This is a genomic window from Pantoea sp. ICBG 1758 (genome assembly GCF_002928325.1).
GTDB lineage: Bacteria > Pseudomonadota > Gammaproteobacteria > Enterobacterales > Enterobacteriaceae > Pantoea > Pantoea eucrina.
In genome coordinates, this window is record NZ_POWL01000001.1 from 307829 (window position 1) to 333044 (window position 25216).

Sequence of the window (25216 nt, forward strand, 5' to 3'; positions counted from 1 at the left end):
AAGAAATGCAACTGAACAAAATGCTGAAGGGTTTAATGCTGGCTCTGCCAGTGATTGCAGTCGCTGCTTGTAGCTCACACAAAAACAACAACAACGATCAGTCCGGTATGGGTGCTGATGGTGCGTACGGTGCGGGCTCTGGCGCTGGCATGAACGGCGGCAACATGTCTTCTGACGAGCAGGCGCGTCTGCAGATGCAGCAGCTGCAGCAGAACAACATCGTTTACTTCGGTCTGGACAAGTATGACGTGCAGTCTGACTATGCTCAGATGCTGGATCAGCACGCAGCTTTCCTGCGCGGCAACCCGTCTTACAAAGTGACTATCGAAGGTCATGCGGATGAGCGTGGCACGCCAGAGTACAACATCGCGCTGGGCGAGCGTCGTGCTAACGCAGTGAAAATGTATCTGCAGGGCAAAGGCGTCTCTGCCGATCAGATGTCTATCGTATCTTACGGTAAAGAGAAACCAGCCGTACTGGGCCATGACGAATCAGCGTATGCTAAAAACCGTCGTGCCGTACTGGTTTACTAAGAGAATCATATGATTAGTAACTTCAGACTATCCCTTGCGGGTCTGTCGTTACTGGTTGGCGTAGCGGCCCCCTGGGCCGCTAATGCCCAGGCGTCAATCAGTAGCGTTGGCTCAGGCTCGGTCGAAGACCGTGTCACCACTCTTGAACGTATCTCCAATGCTCAGGCGCAGCTGCTGCAGCAGTTACAGCAGCAGATGAGCGATAATCAGAGCGACATCGATTCCCTGCGCGGGCAGATCCAGCAGAACAGCTATCAGCTTAACCAGGCGGTTGAGCGTCAGAAGCAGCTTTACCAGCAGCTCGACACGTTAAGCAGCAGCCAGTCCGCTGCACAGAGCGGCGGTAACGCTGATGCTGCCGGTGCCGCAGCGGGAAACGCTGATGCGGGTAGCAGTAATACGGCTGCCGCACCTGCACAAACCGGCGATGCAAATACCGATTACAACGCTGCCGTCGCGCTGATTCTGGAGAAGAAGCAGTACGATCAGGCTATCTCTGCACTGCAGGCATGGGTGAAGAAGTATCCTGACTCTACCTATCAGCCAAATGCCAACTACTGGCTGGGGCAGCTGCATTACAACAAAGGCAAGAAGGACGATGCGGCTTACTATTTTGCCACGGTGGTGAAGAACTATCCCAAATCACCGAAAGCGGCGGAAGCGCTGTTTAAGGTTGGCGTGATCATGCAGGATAAAAAAGACACGGCAAAAGCCAAAGCGGTTTATCAGCAGGTGATCAAGCAGTTCCCGGATAGTGAGTCAGCAAAGCAGGCGCAAAAGCGGCTGGCCGGATTGTAATTTGTACGAAAAAGACCAGATTTCGCCTGATTTCTGGTCTTGCCGCCTGAAAGGTAAGCAGTTGAGCTATCTGCGGGAAAATAAGGGTTGCGCCCTCCCGCTAAATCAGTAATATATGCCGCCGTTGCCGGGACATATGTAAATGCGTATCGGCGACGCTGAAGATGGGTCGTTAGCTCAGTTGGTAGAGCAGTTGACTTTTAATCAATTGGTCGCAGGTTCGAATCCTGCACGACCCACCATCTCAACCACAGGTTCAGGCGGGTTCTTCAGTTAGCTTCACAACCTTGATGGGTCGTTAGCTCAGTTGGTAGAGCAGTTGACTTTTAATCAATTGGTCGCAGGTTCGAATCCTGCACGACCCACCATCAAGTTTAAAGTTGTAAGCCGCTTCCACAGCGGGTCGTTAGCTCAGTTGGTAGAGCAGTTGACTTTTAATCAATTGGTCGCAGGTTCGAATCCTGCACGACCCACCAGATTCAGAAAAAAGCGCCCAACGGGCGCTTTTTTCGTTTTCCGCAGTACGGTAATGCCCCCCCACAGACGCGCATTAATACACCAGGGTCGCATTAATGCGACCCCTACGGGTATGGGGAGCGGTAATGCATTGACGGAATATGCCCATCCATACGTAGGGGCGCCATTTATGGCGTCCTGGCCGCGTATAACCCCCGATGGTTAATGAACGCGTCAGGGGCGCATTAACACGCCAGGTTCGCATTAATGCGACCCCTACGGGTATGAGGAGCGGTAATGCGTTTGCGTTGACGGAATATGCCCATCTATCCGCAGGGGCGCCATTTATGGCGCCCTGGCCGCTACCGTGCCGGCTTTTTCCGGGAGGCTTTTTCGGGCATCAGGCTTTTCCAGATATGCTGCACGGCATAGCTGCGCCATGGCCGCCAGACCTGCGATAGCTGCTCTGCCTCTCTGGCCGTTACGCCACCGAGATTATTACGGATAGCGATATCCTCTTTCGGGAAAGCATCAGGCCAGCGTAGCGCCCGCATGGCGATATAGCTGGCGGTCCACGGGCCGACCCCCTTCAGCGCCAGCAGCTGCTGCTGTACGGTATCCGGCGGCAGAGATCCGTTAAAGCGCAGCGCGCCGCTGGCGCAGGCGTGGGCCAGTGCGATAATCGCATTTGAACGGGCGCTGACTATGCCGAGCACCGCAATATCATCGACCGTTGCTGCTGCCAGCGTGGCCGCGTCCGGAGAGAGGCGGGAGAGTGCTGGCCAGGGCGTCTCCAGCGGCTCGCCAAAGCGCTCCGTCAGACGGCTGCTGAGCGTTACAGCCGCTTTTACCGTAACCTGCTGGCCGAGAATCGCGCGCACGCTTAACTCAAACGCATCGAATGCGCCGGGCACGCGCAGGCCCGGGTGGCGCGCCAGGCTCTCTGCCAGCAGCGGATCGCGGCCCAGTAGCTCGCTCACCGCCTGCGGCTGAGCATCCAGATCGAACAGATCGCGCAGCCGGCGCAGCAGGGCAGGCAGCACCGGCGTCAGTGTGGTAGTGAACTCAACCTGCAGCGCATGCTTATCGGGCAGGGCGCTGACGCGCACCCAGCCGCGACAGCCGCCCAGCGCGACGGTGCGGTGATAAGCGCCATCGGCCACCCACTCAGCCTGCTTCATGACGTGCGCTTCAAGAAACTCCAGCATCGCCGCCCAGTCATAGGGTGGACGGTAGCTCAGCTGCAGGGTGGCGCTCTGCTGTGGCAGCGCAGCGCCTTCCGGCTGGCTCCGCTTACGCAGCGCGGAAGGCGTCATGTGATAGCGCGCCTGAAACACATCATTAAAGCGGCGCAGGCTGCGAAAGCCGCTGGCGTAAGCGATCTCCGTTACGGGCAGCGCGGTTTCGGTCAGCAGCTGTTTGGCCAGCAGCATACGCCGCGTCTGACGCAGCTCCAGCGGCGAAACGCCCAGCTCCTGCTGAATAACGCGCCGCAGCTGACGTTCACTCAGAAAGAACTCACCGGCAATATCTGCCAGCGAGGTCTGCTCCTCCAGCATGCCCTCTTCAACGCGACGGATCAGACGATCGGCAATGCGGTGATGGTTATCTACCGGCGCAAATCCCGGCGCCAGCTCCGGGCGGCAGCGCAGGCACGGGCGAAAGCGCGCCTTTTCCGCTGCTTCTGCGTTATGAAAAAAGCGGCAGTTTTTCAGCAGCGGTTTGCGCACCGGACAGACAGGACGACAGTAAATACCGGTTGAGGTTACGCCCACGTAGAGCAGCCCGTCAAAGCGACTGTCGCGCGACGTCAGCGCCTGGTAAGCAATTTCAGGATCAAGCATCGTCTTCTCCGGTAAATAGAGGGCATCATGGCGCAGTCCGGGTGCGGAAACACGCTGCTTTCGGACAGCTAATCAGTTTATGTGCCTGTCCGAAAACAGCCAGTTTGCGGCGCGATTAATGCAATAATAGTCGGGAGTCATCCACTGCGGAGATCTGTTATGTACCATACTAAAACCATCGTGACGCCGGTCGGCGAGCTGACGCTGATTGCCAGCGATAAAGGCCTGGCAGCCGTGCTGTGGGAAAATGAAGGATCGCAGCGCGTGCCGCTGACGCCGCTGTCACGTAACGAGTCGCACCCGGTGTTGTGCGAGGCGGAGCGTCAGCTGCAGGAGTATTTTGCCGGCTCCCGGCAGCGTTTTACCCTGAGCTACGACCCGTACGGCACGCCGTTCCAGCAAAAGGTATGGGCCGCCCTGCTGACCATCCCATTTGGAGAGACGCGCAGCTACCGGCAGATAGCCGAGCAGATTGGGCATCCCAAAGCCGTACGCGCGGTGGGGGCTGCCAACGGCAAAAACCCGCTCTCTATTATGGCTCCATGCCACCGCGTCATTGGCAGCAACGGCAAACTGACCGGCTTTGCCGGTGGCCTGCCGGTTAAGGCGTTTTTGCTGGAGCTGGAGCGGGCAGGTAAAGAGCCGGGTGCGCCGGTTGTTTAGTATAAAAAACTAAATAGCGATTTATTATGCTTTGTAGTATTTTCGTGGCTTCTGTTGTTAATTACATAAAACACTGATGCGGTAGTGCGCCACCGGATCGGCGGCAGGCGAACCGCTCTTTTACGCACCCTGCATTTCAGGCACAGGAGCCAGTAATGGACATTTTCAGCACGCAAAATATCCTGGTACATATCCCTCTGGGCGCCGGCGGATACGATCTCTCATGGATTGAAGCGTTCGGCACGCTGGCCGGGCTGCTCTGTATCTGGCTGGCAAGCCAGGAAAAAATCAGTAATTACCTGTTTGGTCTGATCAACGTCACGCTGTTTGCGGTGATTTTCTTTCAGATCCAGCTCTATGCCAGCCTGCTGCTGCAGCTCTTTTTCTTTGTCGCCAATCTCTATGGCTGGTACGCATGGAGCCGGCAAACCAGTGACCATGAGCGCGCGTTAAAAATTCACTGGCTGTCGCTGCCGAAAGCGCTGGCATGGGGCGCCGCCTGCGTTATTGCGATTGCGCTGATGACGCGCTATATCGATGTGGTGTTTGGCTTCCTTACCCGCAGCGCAGTGCAGATCATGCAGGGAATCGGCCTGCAGGTCAGCATGCCGCAGCTGCAGCCTGACGCGTTTCCCTTCTGGGATTCCTGCATGATGGTGCTCTCTGTCGTGGCAATGATTCTGATGACGCGTAAATATGTCGAAAACTGGCTGCTGTGGGTGGTCATCAACGTCATTAGCGTAATGATTTTTGCCCGGCAGGGGGTATATGCGATGTCGCTGGAGTACGCCATTCTCACGCTGATTGCGCTGAACGGCTCGCGTCTGTGGATACAGAGCGCACGCGAGCAGGGCTCACGTGCGCTGGCGGGTTAGTGATGATGATGCGCGTGTCCGTCCAGCACCGTATGATGATCGTCATCAGCGGCGTGTTCTGAACCGAGCGCGCAGTCGGGCAGGCTGCACGCCTGATACTCCATCTGCACCGTGGCATGTTCAATCTGATAGTGCTGATGCAGATAGTGATGAATTTTTCGCAGCAGGCCGTCGTGATCGTACGGCGGCACCACCTGAACATGCAGCGTAAGCACTGGCTTCTCTCCCACCTGCCACAGGTGAATATGGTGAACGTTACGCACCTCATCGATGTTCAGCTTCAGCTCGCGCGCCAGCTTATCAATATTGATATTCACCGGTGCACCCTCCAGCAGCTCATGCAGGCTTTCACGCAGCAGCGCCCAGGCGCTGCGCACCACCAGCACGGAAACCAGCAGTGAAAGAATCGGATCGATGGGCGTCCAGCCGGTAAGCATAACGATAACCGCGGCGGCAATGGCGCCCACCGAACCAAGCAGATCGCCCATGACGTGCAGCGCGGCGGCGCGCACGTTGAGATTTTTCTCGCCGCTGCCGCGATGCAGCAGCCAGAATGAAAGCAGGTTAGCAAACAGCCCGGCGATAGCGATACCGAGCATCAGGCCGCCCTCAATCGGCTGCGGATGAGTAAAACGCCGGATCGCCTCCCAGACAATCAGCACGGTGATCACCAGCAGCGCAATCGCGTTTACAAACGCCGCCAGGGTGGTCAGACGCAGCAGGCCAAAGGTATGCCGCGCATTGGGTTTACGGCGCGCAAACTGCACCGCCAGCAGCGCCATCAGCAGGGCGGCGGCGTCGGTCAGCATATGTCCGGCGTCGGCCAGCAGCGCCAGTGAACCTGAAAGAAGGCCGCCGATCACTTCGGCCAGCATAAACAGTGCCGTGACGCTAAACGCCGCCGCCAGGCGGGTGCGATTAGCATTGTGGTCACCGTGAGAGTGAGAGTGTGCCATAGCGTTCCAGTTGGTTGAGTAGCCTGTTGGTTAATAATATCAGTAAATTGAGCGTGTCAGGATGGAGCTGCTGCTGTTTCGCGGCGTCAATCAGCTGCTGACACGCTCCGGCGGCATCTTCAATGCCCAGCATCAGCCAGCTGCCTTTCAGGCGGTGAGCCGCTTTTTCAATCGCCGCCCAGTCGCGCTGCCCGCTGGCCTGCAGCAGCGCATCGCGATCCTGCGTAACGGCGCGCTGCAGCGTTTCACAGATGCGCGGCAGCCAGCTGGCGTCGTGCTGAGCCAGCTGCTGCAGCGTTGCCGGCAGCTGCGCCAGCGGATCGGACTGCGCCTGCGCCAGCAGCGCGGCCAGCGCCTGCAGCGTAACGGGCTTCACCAGCTGCGCCTCATGCGCCTGCAGCGGCAGGCGCAAGCGCTGCACGTCGGCGGAACAGATCACGCGCAGGGCAGGGTGTGGTCGCTGCCGCTGGCGGCGGCGCAGAATGCGCAGCAGCGTCAGGCCATCGGGATGCGGCATCATCTGATCGATAAACAGCACATCAAACGGCTGCCTGGCATCGGCGAGCAGCAGGGCGCGTCCCGCATCAAAGGTCTCAGCCTGAATGCCAAAAGCAGCCAGCTGCTGCTGCAGCACCAGCAGATTAGCGGGATGATCGTCAACAATCGCCACCCGCAGCTGCGGATAGCGCGGCCAGACCGGATCGTCGCCGGCATCCGCAATGTCACAGGGCGTCAGCGGCAGCGTTACGCTGACGCGTGTGCCCTGGCCCGGCGCAGAGCTCAGCTGCAGCGTACCACCCATTCGCTGTACGATTTCCCGGCAGATAAAGAGCCCCAGACCGCTGCCCTGTACCGCATGACGCCGGCCAGACGGCGCCTGATACCATGGCTCAAACAGGTGTGCCTGTTCGCTGAGCGGAATGCCGCTGCCGCTGTCCGTCACAACAAGCGTAATCTGCTCCTCTGCCGCCAGCGTAAGGCTTATTTCGCCTTCACGGGTGAACTTCAGTGCATTAGCCACCAGGTTATTAATGACCTGCTGCAGGCGATCGCTATCCAGCAGCACGCTGGCGGGCAGCGGCGTCAGGGCCGTTACGCGCAGCTGCGGACCGCCGGGGCGCATCAGCGGATGGTAAAGCTGCCGCTGCTGCTGCAGCCAGCGGGAGAGATTCAGCGGGTGCGGATTCAGGCGGAAACTCTGATTCTCAATCCGCGCATGATCCTGCAAATCGTTCAGCAGCGCCATTAGCGAGCGGGCGCTGCTGTGCATCAGCGCGACCCGTGAGGGCACATGCTGCTGCTGTTCCAGCTCCAGCAGGCCAAGGATCGCCTGCATCGGCGTGCGCAGTTCATGACTGACGGTCGCGAGAAACTGGCTTTTAGCCGCACTGGCGCGCTCCGCTTCTGCGCGCTGCCGCCGTTCACGCCGCTGCTGCAGCACGTGACGCAGCTGCAGCAGCAGCAGCCCTGCAATAATCAGCGCCGCTGCAAACAGCAGCAGTTTTGGTATGCTGCGCATCATCATCGTGCTGCCGGGCTGCGGCGGCTGCGCCCAGCTTGCCCGCATCTGGTTCAGCGTTTCTGGCGGTATCTGCTGCAGCGCGCGATCGAGCAGGGCGCGCAGCTGCGGCTGCTGCGGGGTTACCCGGGGCGCCATCGGCCAGGCGATATCGCTGGCGGCAAACGCCAGACGCAGCGCGCTGTCATCGCGGCTGGCCAGCCGCCAGCGTGCTGAGATCACATTATCCACCAGCGCATCAATCTGTCCGCTGCCGAGCGCCTGCCAGAGCCGGGTGCGGTCGTCAAACCACTGTGGCGTAATACCCGGCGGCAGCAGCTGACGGGCCAGATCGCCGCGCAGTACGCCAAGACGTTTGCCCTGCAGCGAGGACCAGTCGGCAGGCGCAAGCGGCATCCGGCTGTAAACGCCCCAGATAGCACGCCATACCGGAAGCGTGGTGGAGGCCGCATCGGGCGTATCCAGAGGCTCCAGCAGCGTAAGCATCACCGCCTGCTGTGCCAGCAGCGCCTGCGCCTGCTGCGGGTTAGCGACCCAGCGCGGCGTGAAGCGGATGCCGGTGCTCTGGCCCAGCGCATTAAGCAGGTCAATACCAAAGCCGCGCGCATTACCGCTGGCGTCCCGGTAGCTCCAGGGGGCATTATCTGGCGCGGCGGCGTAGGTGACAACGGGATGCGCCGCCAGCCACTGCTGCTCTGCCGGGCTGAGCATCAGCGTCTGCGTATCCTGATAGCGCGGCAGCGGCGGGCTCCAGCGCTGAGCAACCTGCCGGCTGAACTCCGCCGGCAGCAGGCGAAGCTGCGCATCGATCCATGTTGTCAGCGCCGGATCGCGGGCGATCGTGCGCAGCGTCAGTACCGCATCCGGATCGGCGGTGATCTGGTAGATCTCTCCCTGCTGCAGCTGGCTGAGCAGAAAGCCGGCGCTGGCTTCATCGGCGACCAGATAATCACTCTGCTGATTGAGCAGGGCGTAGAGCGCCTGTAAGTTGCCGGCCAGCGGATGCCAGCGGTGGCGCGCTGCCAGCTCCGGCGGCAGCTGCGTCAGCGTGCTGCCGGCAATCGTCAGCTGAGCGTTATCGCTGTTAAACATTACCGCGCGCTGATTTGCACGGTTGCGGTAAATACGGAGCGGCGTGCTGAACCAGCTGGCGCTGAGCGAGGCGCCGGCAGGCAGCGGTGCGCTTTCAGTCGTCAAAACCAGGTCCACCTCACCGCGCTTCAGCGCCTGCAGCTGCGCGCTCCGGTCAGGGTAGCCCTGCAGCTGAAACCGTACGCCGCTCTGCTGGCTGAGGGCGCTGAGATAGTCAGCATCAATGCCCCACAGGCGATCGCCGATGCGCATCGACCAGGGCGCGCTATTTTGCACCGGCACCGCCACGCGCAGCTGCGTGGCGGGCGGTGGCGCAGCGTGAGGCACCGGCATAACCGCAGGCAGCATGACGTTGCTGGCGGGCAGCAGTTCAGCGCGTGCGCCGGCTACCAGCAGTAAGCAGAGCAGCCAGAGCTGCTTCACTGCTGCGCTTTCCACAGTTCAGCCAGCTCAACCACCGAGGTCACGCCGGTCTTGGCCATGATATTTTTTTTATGCGTGCTGACGGTTTTATTGCTGATATGCAGCTGCTCACCAATCTGCAGGTTAGAGAGGCCGCGCACCAGCAGCGCTACAATCTGCTGCTCTTTCTCCGTCAACGGCAGGTCCAGGCGCTCCGGCAGCGGCGGAAAGGCCTGCTGTCCCCCCAGCACTGCAAGGATGGCGCTGAGCAGCTGAGCCATGCTCTGGCTTTTCACCACATAGCCTGCCGCCCCCAGCGAAGCGGCGCTCAGTAAGGTGTGGCGGCTCTGCTGTGCAGAGTAGATCAGCACCGGGCGCTGTGCATCGCGGGCGCGCAGGCGGCGCAGCAGCTCCAGACCATCACAATCCGGCAGGCCGATATCAAGAATAATGACGTCAATATTATGCTGCTGCAGGCAGGCGCGTGCCTGAGATTCATCAGCGGCGGCATAGAGCTGCAGAGGAATAGGGGCGTGCTGGCAGGCAGCCTGAAGTGCGACTTCAACCAGCGGGTGATCGTCAATAAGCAGTAGGGTAGCCATGTCACCGTTCCTGTGAATTTCATGGCGGTTAGCATAGCGGAAAAGCGGGGCCGGCAAAAATAAAGGGCGAGCCTGCGCTCGCCCTGATTACCGCAGAGACATCTCTTACTGAGTTGTGCCGTCGGTTTTGGTATTCACGTTGTCGCTACCCGATTTGGTTTCGACTTTTTTGTTCATGTCCGGGCAGCGGCCATCTTTACACATGGTGTTTTTGTGCACCTCTTTGGCAGACATATCGCCTGACTCAGTGCCTGACATTGCTGCGCCGTTGGTATTGGTGTTGCCGGTGTTGATATCGCTATTATCAACATTGTGCGGAGGCAGATTCTGTTTTGCGCCGCCCGCTGCCGCACCCGCTTCAGCTGATGCGTTGGCCTGTCCATTGTTGTTTGCAGCCATCGCTGCACCGCTACCCAGAGTCATTGCTGCCGTCAGAAAAACAATTGCAAACTTATTCATCATTATGCTCCTGTAATAAATGGATAGTTGCCGTTTGACACCCACGGGTGCTGTGTGACGAAAAAAGCGGGCCGTAACGAAATTAAATTTCGTCAGGAGTGTTCGGCGTAAAAATATATAGTGTAAGCGACTCGTTCCTCAGTGCTTACGTTTAAAAGCTTAGTCTATGGCTCTATAAATGCAAATGAGACAAAAGCATTTTCATAACGCTCTTAATTTACTCATGCCGGCTGAAGGGATAGATTGAAGGGGTTACGTCCGGCGCACGCAGGGCGAAAATCTGAATGGAATAAGTATGGATTACCAGAACGACGATTTACGCATTAAAGAGATCAAAGAGTTACTTCCCCCGGTAGCGCTGCTGGAGAAATATCCGGCAACGGAGCGCGCGGCGGCGACCGTATCGCAGGCGCGTCAGGCCATTCACCGCATTTTGCATGGCGAGGACGATCGCCTGCTGGTGGTGATCGGTCCCTGCTCAATCCACGACACGGCAGCGGCGAAAGAGTACGCTGCACGCCTGCTGACGCTGCGCGATGAGCTGAGCGGCGAGCTGGAAGTGGTGATGCGCGTCTATTTTGAAAAGCCGCGCACCACGGTGGGCTGGAAAGGGCTGATTAACGATCCCCACATGGATGGCAGCTTTCAGATTAATGAAGGACTGCGTCTGGCGCGTAAGCTGCTGGTGGATATCAACGACACCGGTCTGCCGGCTGCCGGCGAGTTTCTGGATATGATCACGCCGCAATATATGGCCGATCTGATGAGCTGGGGCGCCATCGGTGCACGCACCACCGAATCGCAGGTGCATCGCGAACTCTCTTCCGGTCTCTCCTGTCCGGTAGGGTTCAAAAATGGCACCGACGGCACGATCAAAGTCGCTATTGACGCCATTGGCGCGGCCAGCGCGCCGCACTGCTTCCTGTCAGTAACCAAATATGGGCACTCGGCTATCGTTGAGACGCGCGGCAATGAAGATTGCCACATCATCCTGCGCGGCGGCAGAGAGCCAAACTACAGCGCTGAGCACGTTGCGGCAGTGAAGAGCGGGCTGGAAAAAGCGGGCCTGCGTCCGCAGGTGATGATCGATTTCAGCCATGCCAACAGCAGCAAGCAGTTCCAGCGGCAGATGGTTGTGGCGGAAGATGTGGCACAGCAGATTGCCGGCGGCGAGCAGGCGATTACCGGCGTGATGATTGAGAGCCATCTGGTTGAAGGCAATCAGAGCCTGGAGAGCGGGAAGCCGCTGGTGTACGGCCAGAGCGTAACCGATGCCTGTATTGGCTGGGAAGATACGGAAACAGCGCTGCGTCAGCTGGCGCAGGCGATCCGTACCCGTCGCGGCTGAAAGTAAGTCATAAAAAAGGCCAGACAAACGTCTGGCCTTCAGGTTTACTGCGGAGGTTTACTTCGCTTTACCCTGGTTTGCCACGGCCGCGGCTTTCGCTGCGATCTCATCGGCATCACCCAGATAGTAGTGTTTGATTGGCTTGAAGTTTTCATCGAACTCATACACCAGCGGCACGCCGGTCGGGATGTTCAGTTCGAGGATCTCATCTTCGCTCATGTTATCGAGATATTTTACCAGTGCGCGCAGCGAGTTACCGTGTGCGGCGATGATAACTTTCTCACCGCTTTTGATGCGCGGCAGAATGGTCTCGTTCCAGTAAGGGATGACGCGATCAATGGTCAGCGCCAGGCTTTCGGTCGTTGGCAGCTGTGCATCGGTCAGTGATTTATAACGTGCATCATGGCCGGGGAAACGCTCATCGCTGCGATCCAGTTCTGGCGGAGTAATGGCAAAACCACGACGCCACTGCTTAACCTGGTCATCACCATATTTAGCCGCGGTTTCTGCTTTATCCAGACCCTGCAGCGCACCGTAGTGACGCTCATTCAGACGCCAGGTTTTTTCTACCGGCAGCCAGGCCTGATCCAGTTCATCCAGCACGTTCCACAGAGTGTGGATGGCACGTTTCAGCACGGAGGTATAGGCGAAATCGAACACGAAGCCCTCTTTCTTCAGCAGCTGACCCGCCGCTTTCGCTTCGGTACGACCTTTGTCAGAGAGATCCACATCATACCATCCGGTGAAGCGGTTTTCCTGATTCCACTGGCTTTCGCCGTGGCGGACCAGAACCAGCTTAGTTACGGCCATAGCTTTACTCCTTAATGCTTAAGTAGATTAGTAATGAACCCGGCTGCGGCCGCCTGAAGCGGCGGCACACTGATAGCGCCATACCATAACGGAAAACGGCGCACGGCGTAAGTCTGTCGCATACGCAGTGCGCGTTTTTCAGCCGTCGTCTCAGTGTGCCGTAAAGCGATACCGCGTCTCTGAGCGCCAGATGTCACCGGGTTGCAGCCAGCAATCGGGCTGCGGCCACTCGCTATGGTTAGGCGAATCGGGTAAAAATTCACTCTCCAGCGCAATGCCCTGGAAAGCAGTATAGCTCTCCTGCTCGCGGGCGCGCGTTCCCGCCAGGTAGTTGCCGGTATAGAACTGCAGCGCAGGTGCCGTGGTAAACACGCTGAGCTGCAGCGCGCCGTCAGCGGACCATAGCCCGGCGGCACACTGCGTAATGTCGCCTGCCGCGTTCAGTAAAAACGCGTGATCGTAGCCTTTGACCGCCTGCTGATCGGCATCAGCCAGAAACTCGTCCGCCACGCGCTTAGGCTGGCGGAAGTCGAAGCTGGTCGCCGCAACGGCTTTCAGCGGCGCAGCGGGGATGCCCGCGCTGTCTACCGGCAGGTAACGATCTGCCTGCAGTTGTAACCGATGCTGGCGGGCGTCGCCATGATGCGCATCAAGGTTAAAGTAGGCGTGATTTGTCAGGTTAACCGGGCAGGCGCGATCGGTCTCCGCCTGATAGCGGATCGCCAGCGTATTATCCTCCGTGAGTTCATAGGTCACGGAGGCGATAAGATTACCCGGATAGCCCTGATCGCCATCCGGCGAGTCGAGCCGGTAGTGCACGCTGCTGTCGCTCTGGCTGACAATCTGCCAGCGGCGTTTGTCAAACCCTTCCGGCCCGCCGTGCAGCTGATGCGGCCCCTGATTGGCAGCCAGCTTCAGATTAAGCGTCTTTAGCTCAGCCTGCGCGATGCGGTTGGCGTAGCGGCCAATCGTGGCGCCGAGATAGGCGTCCTGATGCAGATAATCTGACGGCGTGGCGCAGCCCAGCAGCGCTTCACGCACGCTGCCATCCTGCATCGGCACGCGCGCCGAAAGCCAGGTGGCACCCCAGTCCATAAAGGTGGCCACCATGCCGTGACGGTTGCGCAGAACCGTGATGCGCCACGGCTGTCCGTCTGGCGCATGGGAGTTGACGTCGCTTACCATTGACCCGCTCCCTCTGAGGCCTTGCAGACGTAGAAGGTCTCTTTGATACCGGTCTGCGCTTCATATTTTTCCGCCACGGCCGCTCTGACCTGATCTACCCGCTCTGCCGGCATCAGCGCCACGATGCAGCCGCCAAAGCCGCCGCCGGTCATGCGCACGCCGCCGTGCGGACCCACTTCCTGTTTAACAATCGCCACCAGCTGATCGATTGCCGGCACGGTGATCTCAAAATCGTCGCGCATAGAGGCGTGTGAAGCCGCCATCAGCTCGCCCATGCGTTCAAGATCGCCCTGACTCAGCGCGTCGGCCGCTTCCAGCGTCCGGGCGTTTTCGGTAATAACATGACGCACGCGCTTCGCCACCAGCTTATCCAGCTCATGCTCGCGTGCTTCAAACTCCTCCAGCGTGACGTCGCGCAGCGCCGGTTTGTTAAAGAAGCGCGCGCCGGTCTCACACTGCTCGCGGCGGGTATTATATTCACTGCCTACCAGCGAGCGGCGGAAATTGCTGTTGATAATAACCACGGCTACGTTGTCCGGCATCGGCACCGCACGGGTCGCCAGGGTGCGGCAGTCGAGCAGCATGGCGTGATCCTGTTTGCCGAGTGCTGAAATCAGCTGATCCATAATGCCGCAGTTACAGCCAACAAACTGGTTCTCCGCCTCCTGGCCGTTGACCGCAATCGCCGCGCCATCGAGATCCAGCTGCCAGAGTTCACGGAATACCGTGCCGACGGCCACTTCCAGTGACGCAGAGGAGCTGAGGCCGGCGCCCTGCGGCACGTTGCCGCTGATCACCATATCCACGCCGCCGGTGCCGGCGTCACGCTGCTGCAGGTGTTTCACCACGCCGCGCACATAGTTGGCCCACATCGGCTCTTTTACCGGTTCGATCGGCGCATCCAGCGAGAAGCTATCCTGCTGGTTGTCATAATCCATGGCGATCACCCGGACCTGGCGATCGTCGCGGCGTGCGCAGGCGATTACCGTCTGATAATCGATAGCGCACGGCAGCACAAAGCCGTCGTTGTAATCGGTGTGTTCACCAATCAGATTGACGCGGCCCGGCGCCTGAATGGTATGGGTGGCAGCATAACCAAAGGTGTCAGCGAACAGCTGCCGGGTAGTCGATTTCAAAGACATTTATTGCGCCTCACGAAAATGGATATCGCTGACAGAGCGCAGACGTTCTGCTGCCTGCTCCGCCGTTAAATCACGTTGGGTTTCAGCCAGCATCTCATAGCCGACCATAAATTTACGCACCGTTGCCGAGCGCAGCAGCGGTGGATAGAAGTGCGCATGCAGCTGCCAGTGATCGCCGGCCTCTTCGGTAAACGGCGCGCCGTGCCAGCCCATCGAATAGGGGAATGAGCACTGGAACAGATTGTCATAGCGGCTGGTCAGCAGCTTAAGCGCGCGCGCCAGGTCGCTGCTCTGCTCTGCGCTGAGTTCGGTCAGGCGTTTTACGTGCGTTTTTGGCAGCAGCAGGGTTTCAAACGGCCAGGCGGCCCACCACGGTACTACGGCGATCCAGTGTGCCGTCTCCACGACGGTACGGCTGCCGTCCTGCTGCTCGCGTGCCGCGTAATCCAGCAGCAGCGGCGTGCCTTTTTCGGCATAGTAACGGCGCTGGTTATCATCCTCTTTCTGCGCTTCATTAGGCAGAAAGCTGTTAGCCCAGATCTGACCGTGCGGATGCGGATTGGAGCAGCCCATGGCCGCGCCTTTGTTCTCAAACACCTGCACCCACGGATAGTGCTGTCCCAGCTCAGCGCTCTGCTGCTGCCAGGTCGCAACAATGGCTTCGAGGTTGCTCAGCGACAGCTCCGGCAGCGTTTTGCTGTGATCGGGCGAAAAGCAGATCACCCGGCTGGTGCCGCGGGCGCTTTCACAGCGCATTAGCAGGTCGTCGCTCTGCGGTGCATCCGGGGTCTCCTCCATCAGCGCAGCAAAGTCGTTAGTGAAAACATAGGTGTTGGTGTAATCAGGGTTTTTATCACCGGTGATACGGGTATTGCCCGCGCACAGGAAGCAGTCGGGATCGTGCGCCGGCAGCGTCTCACGCGCTGGCGTCTCCTGCGCGCCCTGCCACGGGCGTTTCGCCCGGTGCGGTGACACCAGGACCCACTGATCGGTTAACGGGTTATAGCGGCGATGCGGATGATCCACCGGATTAAATTTTTGCATAACTTGTCCTGGTAACGGCAAACAGTAAACGTTTTCTGCGCTCAAACTAGCATATGCCCGCAGGCAAAAGCGTGATCAAGTCTGGATAAATGGTATCGTTTACACAAGTCGCTTATTCTTAATTTTGCGGTCTGTGAAACAGATGGATTCAAATTTAGCACAGATTAGTGGTAGCGATTACATTAGCAGGTGAGGCACCGGTCGCCTGCCTGACGGAGCAGGCGATCGGCAAGGCAGAGTAAGCGGGGCAGAACGCGGTCAGGGCTGCGGCGTGCGCAACGCCTCCTGCTGATAACAGTAACCCTGCGGGGTTTTGACAAAGCTGAGGCGATGGGTAATACAGCGCGGCGCATCTTCAGCGTGGTGCGAGACGAACAGCAGCTGGGTGCGGCCTTCACCAATCAGCACATCCGTAAAGCGGCGTACCAGCTGACGGTTAATCGGGTCCAGCCCCTGCAGCGGCTCATCCAGAATCAGCAGGGCGGGATGCTTAACCAGCGCGCGCGCAATCAGCACCAGCCGCTGCTGACCCCAGGAGAGGCTGTGAAAAGGGGCATCTGCCAGCGCGTTATCCATGCCGAGCAGCGCCAGCCACTGACGCGCCAGCGCTTTCTGCCGCTCTGAAACGGCCTGGTAAAGGCCAATCGAGTCAAAAAAGCCGGAGAGCACCACGGTGCGCACGCTGCAGCTTACCCGGTAGTCAAGGTGCAGGCTGCTGCTGACGTAGCCGATATGCTGCTTAATATCCCAGATGGTTTCGCCGCTGCCGCGCCGGATGCCAAACAGCGTTAAGTCGTTGCTGTAGCCCTGCGGATGATCGCCGGTCACCAGGCTAAGCAGGGTGGATTTGCCGGCGCCGTTTGGCCCGGTAATCTGCCAGTGTTCGCCGGCGTTAACCTGCCAGCTGAGGTTATCGATGATAGGACAATCATCATAGGCGACCCTGCCATGACGCAGTATTACGCGTGGCGTGTCAACGGCCAGCGCCGGCAGCAGATCGGGGCGATCTGCCTCCGGCAGCGCCATGCCCTGCAATCGTTCGCTGTGCGCCAGCTGGGCCACCAGCGCTTCCGCCAGCAGCGTCCTGCGGTCACCGGCGTGGGTCAGGGTGCACTCTGCCAGCACGCCCGCCTGCTGAATGAAATCGGGGATATCTTCAAACCGGTTCAGCACCAGCACCAGCGTATAGCCCTGCGTATGCAGCTGCTGCAGCAGCGCGGTGAGGCTGGCGCGCGACGCGACGTCCAGCCCGTCAAACGGCTCATCAAGGATCAGCAGATCCGGCTCTGCCATCAGCGCCTGACAAAGCAGAGTTTTGCGGGTTTCACCGGTAGAGAGATATTTGAAGCGGCGATCCAGCAAATCCTGGATACCAAACTGCTGCGCCAGCGCGCGGCAGCGGGCTTCATCGCTGACGTCCGCCTGGACGATCTCTGCAGCGGTGCGGCCGGTATCCTCTTCCCCTTCGCTGAGCATATCGGTGTTATTGCGCTCCCACTCCTCACTCACCAGCTGCTGCAGCTGCTCAAATGAGAGGCGGATCGGCCGGCGAAAATCGCTGCTGAAGTGGCCTTTTCCCGCGTTAAGTTCACCTGCCAGCACCCGGGCCAGGGCAGATTTACCGCTGCCGTTAGCGCCAACAAAGGCCCAGCTCTCACCGCGCTGAACGGTCAGCGCGTTAATGCTGAGCGCGCGATGGTGACTAAGATGAAATGTGCCTTGCGAAATCTGCAATAAAGACATGATGTATTCCGGTTTGTGCATCGTTGTTACTGTTGTAACGGCCGCTGCTACGGAAGTCAATCAGGGCAGAGGCGTCAGATTAGCGTGGCAATAATCGCCTGTTCAGCGCTAAAGCAGGCGGTGACTGCGTCGCCTGGCCGCAGCGGCTGTTGCGCCAGCTGCGCTGCGCTCAGGGTAGCGCACAGCGTTTCACCACCGCTCAGCGTCAGCAGCACTTCGCTCATCTCTTCTCCCTCTTCAATGGCGCTGACCTGAGCAGAGAGGGCGTTATCGCCGGGTTCTCCTTCGTCACCGAGCCGGATCCACGGCGCTTTAATCAGCACCAGCACCTCTTTTCCGGGTACCAGCTGCAGCCGCTGCGCGCTGCGCGCGGTCAGCGCCACGTTAACCGGGGTCACGCCATCGGCCAATACCACCTCAATATGCTGCTGTACCGGCCGGTTATCACGGCTGCGCACGGTGGCAAACAGCTGATTACGCGCGCTGGTCTGCAGCGAGAAGCGCGCAATCGCAGCCAGCAGGCTGTCGAGCGGCAGGTTATCCTGCTGCAGGGCATCAAACGCTTTCTGCTGGATCTGCGCCAGCAGATCGAACAGCTGGATCAGTCGTGTGCCATAGCGCGTCAGACGGGCGCCGCCGCCGCCTTTGCCGCCGGTAGCCCGCTCAACCAGCGTCTCATCCGCCAGCTGGTTCATCTCGTTGATGGCGTCCCAGGCGCTTTTATAACTGATGCCCGCCAGCCGGGCACCCTGACTGATTGACCCCGTCTCAGCAACCCGCCGCAGCAGTTCAATACGGCGCGGATCGGCAAACAGTTTCTGCTGAAGACGAATATGAAGTGAGAGATCGGCTTGCATGTCAGCTCCTTTAGTCGGAAGCGGGTAGTGTACGGCGTAAAGTAAAAGCACGAAAAGGGCAGTGCCTTTTTTTCCGCTGCCGCTACAATCACTTTTTTAAATTCTGCGTGAGGTTTCCATGCTGGAACTGATAAAAAGCCTGGCCGTCGCGGTCATCATGGTGCCGATTGTGATGGCGATTATGCTGGGTCTGATTTACGGCCTCGGAGAGGTGTTTAACATTATCTCCAAATTTGGCCGCCGCAATGACCGCCCGGCGAAAAGCTCACAGCACTGATTGACCCGCCCGCACGCTGCGGGCGTTTTTTTATCAATTTCCGCCCGCTCCTGCCGATACCCACTCTGATAATATTTATCCGCATGCTGCGCATAGCGGCATCTGCCCAGGCGTTGTATCATTTGGTATACAACGAAACAGGGAGTCTGACATGCTGAACAAATCTTCTTACTGGCTGGCTACGGCTACGCTGACCCTTTCGCTGGCGGGCCAGGCGGTGGCGGCTGATAAAATTACGGTGTTTGCTGCAGCATCACTGACCAATGCGCTGCAGGAGATCGCTACCCGCTATCAGCAGCAGAGTGGGACCGAAGTGGTCTCCTCGTTTGCCTCCTCCTCTACGCTGGCACGCCAGATTGAACAGGGCGCGCCGGCCGATCTCTTTATCTCTGCCGATCAGCAGTGGATGGATGACGCGGCGGCAAAACAGAGTATTGAAGCGGAGACGCGCGTAACGCTGTTGGGTAACGATCTGGTGCTGATCGCGCCTAAAGCTGCCGGCGCGGCACCCGTAACCATCTCTGCCGCCACCAACTGGAAAAATCTGCTGCAGGGGCAGCGTCTGGCGGTGGGCGATCCGGCACATGTGCCCGCCGGGATTTACGCCAAAGCAGCGCTGCAGAAGCTGGGCGCCTGGCAGCAGCTCGCGTCACAGCTTGCGCCAGCCAGCAACGTGCGCGCCGCGCTGGCGCTGGTTGAGCGTAACGAAACCCCCTATGGCATCGTGTATGGATCTGACGCCGTCGCGAGTAAAGAGGTTGTTGTAGCCGGGCGTTTTCCCGCCGATTCTCATCCGCCGGTGGAGTATCCGATGGCCATAGTCAAAGCGCATCAGAACGCGGCGGTCAGCGCCTTCTGGCACTATCTGCAGGGACCTGAGGCCGCAGCTATTTTTAAACAGTATGGATTTACGCCGAAAAAATGATACTGAGCGATCCCGAGTGGCAGGCTGTTGCGCTCAGCCTGAAAGTTTCCTGCGTGGCGGTGCTGTGCAGCCTGCCGTTTGGCATTCTCATGGCCTGGATTCTGGCACGCTGCCGTTTTCCGGGTAAAACGCTGCTCGATAGCCTGGTGCATCTGCCGCTGGTGCTGCCGCCGGTAGTGGTGGGCTATCTGCTGCTGCTGGCGCTGGGACGTCGCGGCGCGATCGGTGCCTGGCTCTGGGAGTGGTTTGGCTTTACCTTCGCCTTCAGCTGGCGCGGTGCGGCGCTGGCGGCGGCGGTGATGGCATTTCCGCTGATGGTGCGCGCCATCCGGCTGGCGCTGGAGGCGGTGGATACCCGGCTGGAGCAGGCCGCGCGAACGCTGGGAGCGGGGCGCTGGCGGGTCTTCTTTACTATTACGCTGCCGCTGACGCTGCCGGGCATTATTGCCGGTACCGTGCTGGCGTTTGCCCGTTCGCTGGGGGAGTTTGGCGCCACGATCACCTTTGTCTCCAATATCCCCGGAGAAACCCGTACCATTCCTTCCGCGATGTTTTCCCTGATTGAAACGCCGGGTGCAGAAAGCACCGCCGCGCGGCTCTGTGCGGTGGCTATCGCACTGGCGCTGCTGTCGCTGGTGGCGTCAGAATTACTGGCGCGCTGGGGCCGCAAACGCTGGGGGATCGCCTGATGCTGACGCTGCAGTTTTCCCAGCGGCTGGGTGATCATTTGCTGGAGCTGGATACGACGCTGCCGGCGCACGGTATTACCGCCGTGTTTGGCGTCTCGGGCGCGGGTAAAACGTCGCTGATCAACGCTATCAGCGGCCTGACCCAGCCGCAGCTGGGCCGCATACAGATCAATGAGCGGCTGCTGTTTGACAGCGCGCGCGGCATCAATCTGCCGCCGGAGCAGCGGCGTATCGGCTATGTGTTTCAGGACGCGCGACTCTTTCCGCACTATCGGGTGCGCGGCAATCTGCAGTACAGCATGGCCGCATCAATGAAGCCGCAGTTTGCGCAGCTGGTGACGCTGCTGGGACTGGATGCGCTGCTGGATCGCTTTCCGGCCACGCTTTCAGGCGGTGAAAAACAGCGCGTGGCGATTGGCCGGGCGCTGCTGAGTGCGCCCGATCTGCTGCTGATGGATGAACCCCTGGCGTCACTGGATCTGCCGCGCAAGCGTGAGCTGCTGCCGTGGCTGCAGCAGCTGACAAAGCAGATTGCCGTGCCGGTGCTCTACGTTTCGCACAGCCTGGATGAGATTGTGCAGCTCGCGGACAACGTGCTGGTGCTGGATAACGGCAGCGTTAAAGCGGCAGGCCCGCTGGAGAAAGTCTGGAGCAGCAGCGCAATGCGCCCCTGGCTGCCGGTCAGCGAACGCACCAGCGTGCTGCGCGTGCAGGTGCTGGAGCAGCATCCTTACTATCCCATGACCGCACTGCTGCTGGGCGATCAGCATATCTGGGTGAGTCGCGTTAACCTGCCAGCAAAAAGCACGCTGCGCATTCGCATCGCGTCAGCCGATGTCTCACTGGCGCTGCAGCCAGCCCAGCATACCTCCGTGCGTAACATTCTGCCTGCGCAGGTCATGGAGCTGCTGGATATTGACGATCAGGTCGAAGTCAGGGTCCGCATCGGCAGCAGCGAGCTCTGGGCACGCATCACGCCGTGGGCACGCGATGAGCTGGGCATTCGCGTCGATCAGTGGCTCTATGTCCAGCTCAAAAGCGTTTCAGTTATTGCCTGACGGAGGCGGCTGCCGTCACAGCACTTCCCGGCGAATAATCTCTGCAATGCCCGGCTCAAGGTTGGTGCCGGTCACCTCGGCCGCGCGCGCTTTGATGGCATCATCGGCGTTGCCCATTGCAACGCCCAGTCCCACCTGCTCCAGCATGCTAAGGTCGTTATAGTTATCGCCAAACGCCAGCACCTCCTGCATGCTGAAGCCCTGGCTCTCCACCCACTGCGCCAGGCATTTGCCTTTGCTGTTACCCGCCTGGGCGATATCAACCTGATCGTGCCATGACCATTCACACGCCAGGCCCAGCTCCGCTTCGGTGCGTTCAGCAAACTGCTGTAATGCGCGGGTATCCGGATGTGACAGGGCAAACTTCCAGATCGCTTCAGCATCCTGCGCCGCCTGCGCCAGGCTGGGCACCTGCAGGAACAGCGGGCGCTGCGCTTCCGGCAGCGATTGCGCCCAGTTCAGCGTGCGGGTGACGTGACCGGTCGGCTCCTGGTAGAGCATGGCATCGTCGACGTACAGCAGACCGTGAATGTTCTCCTCATCAAGCATCTCTATTACCCTTGCAGCCTGACTTTTCGCCAGCGGATCGGCGGCCAGCACTTTTTTTGCCTGATAATCATACAAATAGGTACCGTTACAGCAGATTGCGGGTGTATCAAGCTGCAGCGCCTGATAAAAAGGGTGGATAGCGCAGTGATGGCGACCGGTAACGATCAGCACTTTAACGCCCGCCTGCTGCGCGCGGGCCAGCGCCTCCAGCGATTCAGGCAGAATAGTTTTATTGGGTGTCAGCAGGGTGCCATCCAGATCGAGGGCGATTACGCGATAGCTCATTACGGGTTCCGTCTTTGAATAACCAGGCATCAAGTCTACACCTGCCAGCCGCGCTGAGACAAAAAAGCGGGCAAAAATCCCGCCAGCGTAGCCGGCTGAAACAGGCTACAGTTATCCCTTTCATCAGGCAGCGAATAAGGAAAAACGCATGAAACAAGTCGTGTATACCGCCAGTCCCGAGAGCCAGCAGATCCACGCCTGGCAGCTTCAGGAAGATGGCGCGCTGACGCTACTGCAGGTTACCGATGTGGCCGGTCAGGTGCAGCCAATGGTGGTGAGCCCGAAAAAAGATTTTCTTTATGTGGGCGTACGTCCCGATTTTCGCGTGCTCGCCTACCGCATCGCCGCAGACGGAACGCTGACGCTGGCGGGTGAAGCGCCGCTGCCAGGCAGCCCGACGCATATCTCCACCGATCGCGAAGGCCGGTTTCTCTTTTGCGGCTCCTATAACGACGCCTGCGTCAGCATCAGTCCGCTGGATGAGAACGGACTGCCGCAGGCCCCGTCGCAGGTGATCAACGGCCTTGAGGGATGCCACTCCGCCAACATCGACCTGGATAACGAGACGCTGCTGGTGCCGGCGCTGAAGCAGGATCGCATCTGCCGTTTTCAGCTGCATCAGGATGGCACGCTGACGCCGCACGCGCAGGCAGACGTCAATACTGCCGCAGGCGCAGGCCCGCGCCATATGGCGTTTCATCCCGGCGGCGCTTATGGCTATGTGGTCAATGAACTCAACAGCACGGTGGATGTCTGGTCACTGCAGGGCGAGATGAGGTGCGTACAGAGTCTGGATATGATGCCGGCTGATTTCAGCGGCACACGCTGGGCGGCAGATATTCATATCACACCGGATGGCCGGTCGCTCTACGCCTGCGATCGCACCAGCAGCACGATTACCGTGTTCAGCGTCAGTGAAGCGGGCGATGCGCTGACCATTGAGGGCCATCAGCCAACGGAAACGCAGCCGCGCGGTTTTAATATCGATAGCCGTGGCGCTTACCTGGTGGCTGCGGGACAGAAATCGCATCATATTGAAGTGTACCGGATTGCGGAGCGTGGCCTGCTGCAGCCGCTGGCGCGTTATGCGGTCGGGCAGGGGCCGATGTGGGTAGCGATCCTCGCGCTGGCGTGATGATGTCACGCAAGGTCGCCCTCAGAGGCGACCTTTATCAGGGTGCGCAGCGAAGCGCGCCCGGTGCGATCAGGCGTATTTTACCGTAACCGATGCGCTGGCAAGCGCATGGAAATGCACGTTAAAGCCGACCATTGCGCCGCTGGCGCCTTCATCCACATCCAGCGTCTCCACGTCCAGCGCGTGCACGCTGAAAATGTAGCGGTGTGATTCTCCCTGCGGCGGCGCGGCACCGCCGTAGCCGGTCTGACCGAAGTCGGTACGGGTCTGGATAGCGCTTTCAGGCAGCTCCGCCACGCCGGAACCGGCGCCCTGCGGCAACACCGTGACCTCAGCCGGAATATTGGCTACCACCCAGTGCCACCAGCCGGAGCCGGTCGGCGCATCGGGATCGTAGCAGGTGACAACAAAGCTCTTAGTGCCTTCCGGCACCTCATCCCAGGCGAGATGGGGCGACAGGTTATCGCCCTGATAACCCATGCCGTTAAACACGTGGCGCTCTGGCATCTTATCGCCGTCGTTAAAATCCTGACTAAACAGGCGCATAACTCCTCCTTTTTGCTAATCGCGGAAGGCCATCATGGTGCAAAACCGCCGCAGATACCAGCGGCGTCAGGGCTGAAAATGGCCGGTGTGATCCAGCGCGTCCCGAATGGCGCGGGTGAGCTGGCTCAGCGCCTGCGCAGAAATCAGATAAGGTGGCATCAGATAGATGAGCCGGCCAAACGGGCGGATCCAGACGCCGCGCTCAACAAAGAACTGCTGCAGCGCGGCCATATTCACCGGCTGATGCGTTTCGATAACGCCAATGGCACCCAGCACGCGCGCCTGCGCCACGGCGGGATGCGCCTGCAGCGGCAGCAGCTCCCGCTGCAGCTGCAGCTCAATCGCCGCGACCTGCGTCTGCCACTCGCCTTCCGCCACCATGGCCAGGCTTTCAGCGGCAACTGCGCACGCCAGCGGGTTGCCCATAAAGGTCGGGCCATGCATGAAGCAGCCAGCGGCGCTGCGGCTGATGGTGTCAGCCACCTCGCGCGTGGTCAGCGTGGCGGCGAGCGTCATCATCCCGCCGGTCAGCGCTTTGCCGAGGCATAAAATATCGGGCGTCACGCCCGCGTGTTCACAGGCAAACAGTTTCCCGCTGCGGCCGAAGCCGGTGGCGATCTCATCGGCTATCAGCAGCAGCCCGTAGCGATCGCACAGCGCCCGCACCTGCTGCAGATAGCGCGGATGGTAAAAGCGCATCCCGCCCGCACCCTGCACAATCGGTTCGAGGATCACCGCGGCAATGTCGCGATGGTGCTGCTCCGCCAGCCGGGCGAAGTCGCTGAAATCGGCATCATCCCATGTATCAGTGAAACCGCACTGCGGCGCAGCGGCAAACAGATGCTCCGGCAGATAGCCACGCCACAGGCTGTGCATTGAGTTTTCCGGATCGCATACCGCCATCGCCGCAAACGTATCGCCGTGATAGCCGCGCTTCAGCGTCAGGAATGTCTGGCGCCTCTCGCCGCGACCCAGCCAGTACTGTAGCGCCATTTTCATCGCGACTTCCACCGCAATGGATCCGGAGTCAGCCAGAAACACGCACTCCAGCGCTTCAGGCGTCATCGCCACCAGCTGACGGCTCAGCGCGACTGCTGCCGGATGGGTAATACCGCCGAACATCACGTGTGACATCTGCGCCATCTGCTGCTGCAGTGCCTGGTTGAGACGCGGATGATTGTAGCCGTGGATCGCCGCCCACCATGACGACATACCGTCAACCAGCTCGCGTCCATCTGCCAGCTGCAGCTGGCAACCCTGGGCGGCCACCACCGGATAACAGGGCAGCGGGTCGCGCATTGAGGTGTAGGGATGCCAGATATGCTGGCGGTCAAAATCGAGGTCGTCAGGCGTGAACATCTGTCTTGTAAACCATTTTGAAAAGATTTAGTTTACAAGTATAACCACGATCATTGTCGGGATGA

24 protein-coding genes and 3 tRNA genes are annotated in these 25216 nt (G+C 59.6%); 13 read left to right on the top strand and 14 right to left on the bottom strand.

The features are described from left to right. The first annotated feature begins 5 nt into the window (after positions 1–5). The 5 genes from pal to C1Y41_RS01585 all read left to right on the top strand — a co-directional run bounded on the left by pal (position 6) and on the right by C1Y41_RS01585 (position 1807). Positions 6–533, top strand: a complete 528-nt coding sequence (pal, locus tag C1Y41_RS01565; protein WP_039383250.1) for a peptidoglycan-associated lipoprotein Pal — start codon at positions 6–8, stop codon at positions 531–533. A gap of 9 nt (positions 534–542) precedes the next feature. Next, positions 543–1331: a cell division protein CpoB gene (gene cpoB, locus C1Y41_RS01570; RefSeq protein ID WP_071668993.1), complete on the top strand. Its 789-nt coding sequence runs from the start codon at positions 543–545 to the stop codon at positions 1329–1331. 166 nt (positions 1332–1497) lie between these two features. Beyond that, a tRNA-Lys gene (locus C1Y41_RS01575) sits at positions 1498–1573 on the top strand. A gap of 50 nt (positions 1574–1623) precedes the next feature. After that, positions 1624–1699, top strand: a tRNA-Lys gene (locus C1Y41_RS01580). 32 nt (positions 1700–1731) lie between these two features. Then, positions 1732–1807 (top strand) — tRNA-Lys (locus C1Y41_RS01585). A gap of 342 nt (positions 1808–2149) precedes the next feature. On the opposite strand, the gene C1Y41_RS01590 is transcribed toward C1Y41_RS01585, so the two are convergent. After that, a complete protein-coding gene (locus tag C1Y41_RS01590; protein ID WP_039383254.1) occupies positions 2150–3631 on the bottom strand; it encodes an AlkA N-terminal domain-containing protein in 1482 nt (493 codons plus the stop codon). 159 nt (positions 3632–3790) lie between these two features. Here C1Y41_RS01590 and C1Y41_RS01595 point away from each other — a divergent pair, with 159 nt between their 5' ends. Together C1Y41_RS01595 and pnuC are read left to right on the top strand one after the other, a co-directional pair. Further along, on the top strand, positions 3791–4294 hold the full coding sequence (locus C1Y41_RS01595) for a methylated-DNA--[protein]-cysteine S-methyltransferase (RefSeq protein ID WP_104084670.1): 504 nt from the start codon (positions 3791–3793) through the stop codon (positions 4292–4294). A gap of 155 nt (positions 4295–4449) precedes the next feature. Continuing rightward, positions 4450–5169, top strand: coding sequence for a nicotinamide riboside transporter PnuC (pnuC, locus tag C1Y41_RS01600; protein ID WP_104084671.1), 720 nt, complete (start codon positions 4450–4452; stop codon positions 5167–5169). On the opposite strand, the gene zitB is transcribed toward pnuC, so the two are convergent. The 4 genes from zitB to C1Y41_RS01620 all read right to left on the bottom strand — a co-directional run bounded on the left by zitB (position 5166) and on the right by C1Y41_RS01620 (position 10199). Beyond that, positions 5166–6125: a CDF family zinc transporter ZitB gene (gene zitB, locus C1Y41_RS01605; RefSeq protein WP_104084672.1), complete on the bottom strand. Its 960-nt coding sequence runs from the start codon at positions 6123–6125 to the stop codon at positions 5166–5168. The genes pnuC and zitB overlap by 4 nt on opposite strands. Beyond that, complete coding sequence (locus tag C1Y41_RS01610) at positions 6100–9174, bottom strand: ATP-binding protein (protein WP_104084673.1); 3075 nt, start codon at positions 9172–9174, stop codon at positions 6100–6102. The genes zitB and C1Y41_RS01610 overlap by 26 nt, the downstream gene beginning before the upstream one ends. Then, positions 9156–9740: a response regulator transcription factor gene (locus C1Y41_RS01615; RefSeq protein ID WP_039383269.1), complete on the bottom strand. Its 585-nt coding sequence runs from the start codon at positions 9738–9740 to the stop codon at positions 9156–9158. Before C1Y41_RS01615 ends, C1Y41_RS01610 begins: the two co-directional genes overlap by 19 nt. Positions 9741–9845: 105 nt before the next feature. Continuing rightward, a complete protein-coding gene (locus C1Y41_RS01620; RefSeq protein WP_082032651.1) occupies positions 9846–10199 on the bottom strand; it encodes a YbgS-like family protein in 354 nt (117 codons plus the stop codon). A 295-nt stretch (positions 10200–10494) separates the two neighbouring features. Between C1Y41_RS01620 and aroG the strand changes: the two genes are divergently transcribed. Beyond that, positions 10495–11547: a 3-deoxy-7-phosphoheptulonate synthase AroG gene (aroG, locus tag C1Y41_RS01625; protein ID WP_039383273.1), complete on the top strand. Its 1053-nt coding sequence runs from the start codon at positions 10495–10497 to the stop codon at positions 11545–11547. Between the two features lie 57 nt (positions 11548–11604). Here aroG and gpmA read toward each other — a convergent pair whose 3' ends face one another. From gpmA to modE, 6 genes are all read right to left on the bottom strand, one after another. After that, positions 11605–12357, bottom strand: a complete 753-nt coding sequence (gene gpmA, locus C1Y41_RS01630) for a 2,3-diphosphoglycerate-dependent phosphoglycerate mutase (RefSeq protein ID WP_104084674.1) — start codon at positions 12355–12357, stop codon at positions 11605–11607. A gap of 150 nt (positions 12358–12507) precedes the next feature. Continuing rightward, complete coding sequence (gene galM / locus C1Y41_RS01635) at positions 12508–13542, bottom strand: galactose-1-epimerase (RefSeq protein WP_104084675.1); 1035 nt, start codon at positions 13540–13542, stop codon at positions 12508–12510. Beyond that, on the bottom strand, positions 13536–14684 hold the full coding sequence (gene galK / locus C1Y41_RS01640) for a galactokinase (protein ID WP_094112180.1): 1149 nt from the start codon (positions 14682–14684) through the stop codon (positions 13536–13538). Before galK ends, galM begins: the two co-directional genes overlap by 7 nt. After that, the gene (gene galT, locus C1Y41_RS01645) at positions 14685–15728 is read right to left on the bottom strand and encodes a galactose-1-phosphate uridylyltransferase (RefSeq protein ID WP_039383281.1); all 1044 of its coding nucleotides are present in this window, start codon (positions 15726–15728) and stop codon (positions 14685–14687) included. 258 nt (positions 15729–15986) lie between these two features. Then, a complete protein-coding gene (gene modF, locus C1Y41_RS01650; protein ID WP_071668997.1) occupies positions 15987–17471 on the bottom strand; it encodes a molybdate ABC transporter ATP-binding protein ModF in 1485 nt (494 codons plus the stop codon). A gap of 74 nt (positions 17472–17545) precedes the next feature. Next, complete coding sequence (gene modE, locus C1Y41_RS01655) at positions 17546–18328, bottom strand: molybdenum-dependent transcriptional regulator (RefSeq protein ID WP_071668998.1); 783 nt, start codon at positions 18326–18328, stop codon at positions 17546–17548. A gap of 118 nt (positions 18329–18446) precedes the next feature. On the opposite strand from modE, the gene C1Y41_RS01660 reads away from it, so the two are divergent. From C1Y41_RS01660 to modC, 4 genes are all read left to right on the top strand, one after another. Further along, a complete protein-coding gene (locus C1Y41_RS01660) occupies positions 18447–18605 on the top strand; it encodes an AcrZ family multidrug efflux pump-associated protein (RefSeq protein ID WP_039383289.1) in 159 nt (52 codons plus the stop codon). Between the two features lie 151 nt (positions 18606–18756). Beyond that, a complete protein-coding gene (gene modA, locus C1Y41_RS01665) occupies positions 18757–19530 on the top strand; it encodes a molybdate ABC transporter substrate-binding protein (RefSeq protein ID WP_039383290.1) in 774 nt (257 codons plus the stop codon). Continuing rightward, positions 19527–20219 (top strand): molybdate ABC transporter permease subunit, encoded by a 693-nt coding sequence (modB, locus tag C1Y41_RS01670; protein ID WP_039383292.1) that lies wholly within the window; start codon positions 19527–19529, stop codon positions 20217–20219. The genes modA and modB overlap by 4 nt, the downstream gene beginning before the upstream one ends. Beyond that, positions 20219–21277 carry a molybdenum ABC transporter ATP-binding protein ModC gene (modC, locus tag C1Y41_RS01675; RefSeq protein ID WP_039383294.1) on the top strand — a complete coding sequence of 353 codons (1059 nt, stop codon included), beginning with the start codon at positions 20219–20221 and terminating at the stop codon, positions 21275–21277. Before modB ends, modC begins: the two co-directional genes overlap by 1 nt. A gap of 15 nt (positions 21278–21292) precedes the next feature. On the opposite strand, the gene C1Y41_RS01680 is transcribed toward modC, so the two are convergent. Next, positions 21293–22111, bottom strand: coding sequence for a pyridoxal phosphatase (locus C1Y41_RS01680; RefSeq protein WP_104084676.1), 819 nt, complete (start codon positions 22109–22111; stop codon positions 21293–21295). Between the two features lie 148 nt (positions 22112–22259). Between C1Y41_RS01680 and pgl the strand changes: the two genes are divergently transcribed. Continuing rightward, positions 22260–23246: a 6-phosphogluconolactonase gene (gene pgl, locus C1Y41_RS01685; RefSeq protein ID WP_039383299.1), complete on the top strand. Its 987-nt coding sequence runs from the start codon at positions 22260–22262 to the stop codon at positions 23244–23246. Between the two features lie 69 nt (positions 23247–23315). Here the strand turns inward: pgl and C1Y41_RS01690 are convergent, their stop codons facing one another. Together C1Y41_RS01690 and bioA are read right to left on the bottom strand one after the other, a co-directional pair. Continuing rightward, the gene (locus C1Y41_RS01690) at positions 23316–23792 is read right to left on the bottom strand and encodes a kinase inhibitor (protein WP_065649814.1); all 477 of its coding nucleotides are present in this window, start codon (positions 23790–23792) and stop codon (positions 23316–23318) included. Between the two features lie 66 nt (positions 23793–23858). Beyond that, on the bottom strand, positions 23859–25151 hold the full coding sequence (gene bioA / locus C1Y41_RS01695; RefSeq protein WP_104084677.1) for an adenosylmethionine--8-amino-7-oxononanoate transaminase: 1293 nt from the start codon (positions 25149–25151) through the stop codon (positions 23859–23861). Positions 25152–25216 lie beyond the last annotated feature (65 nt).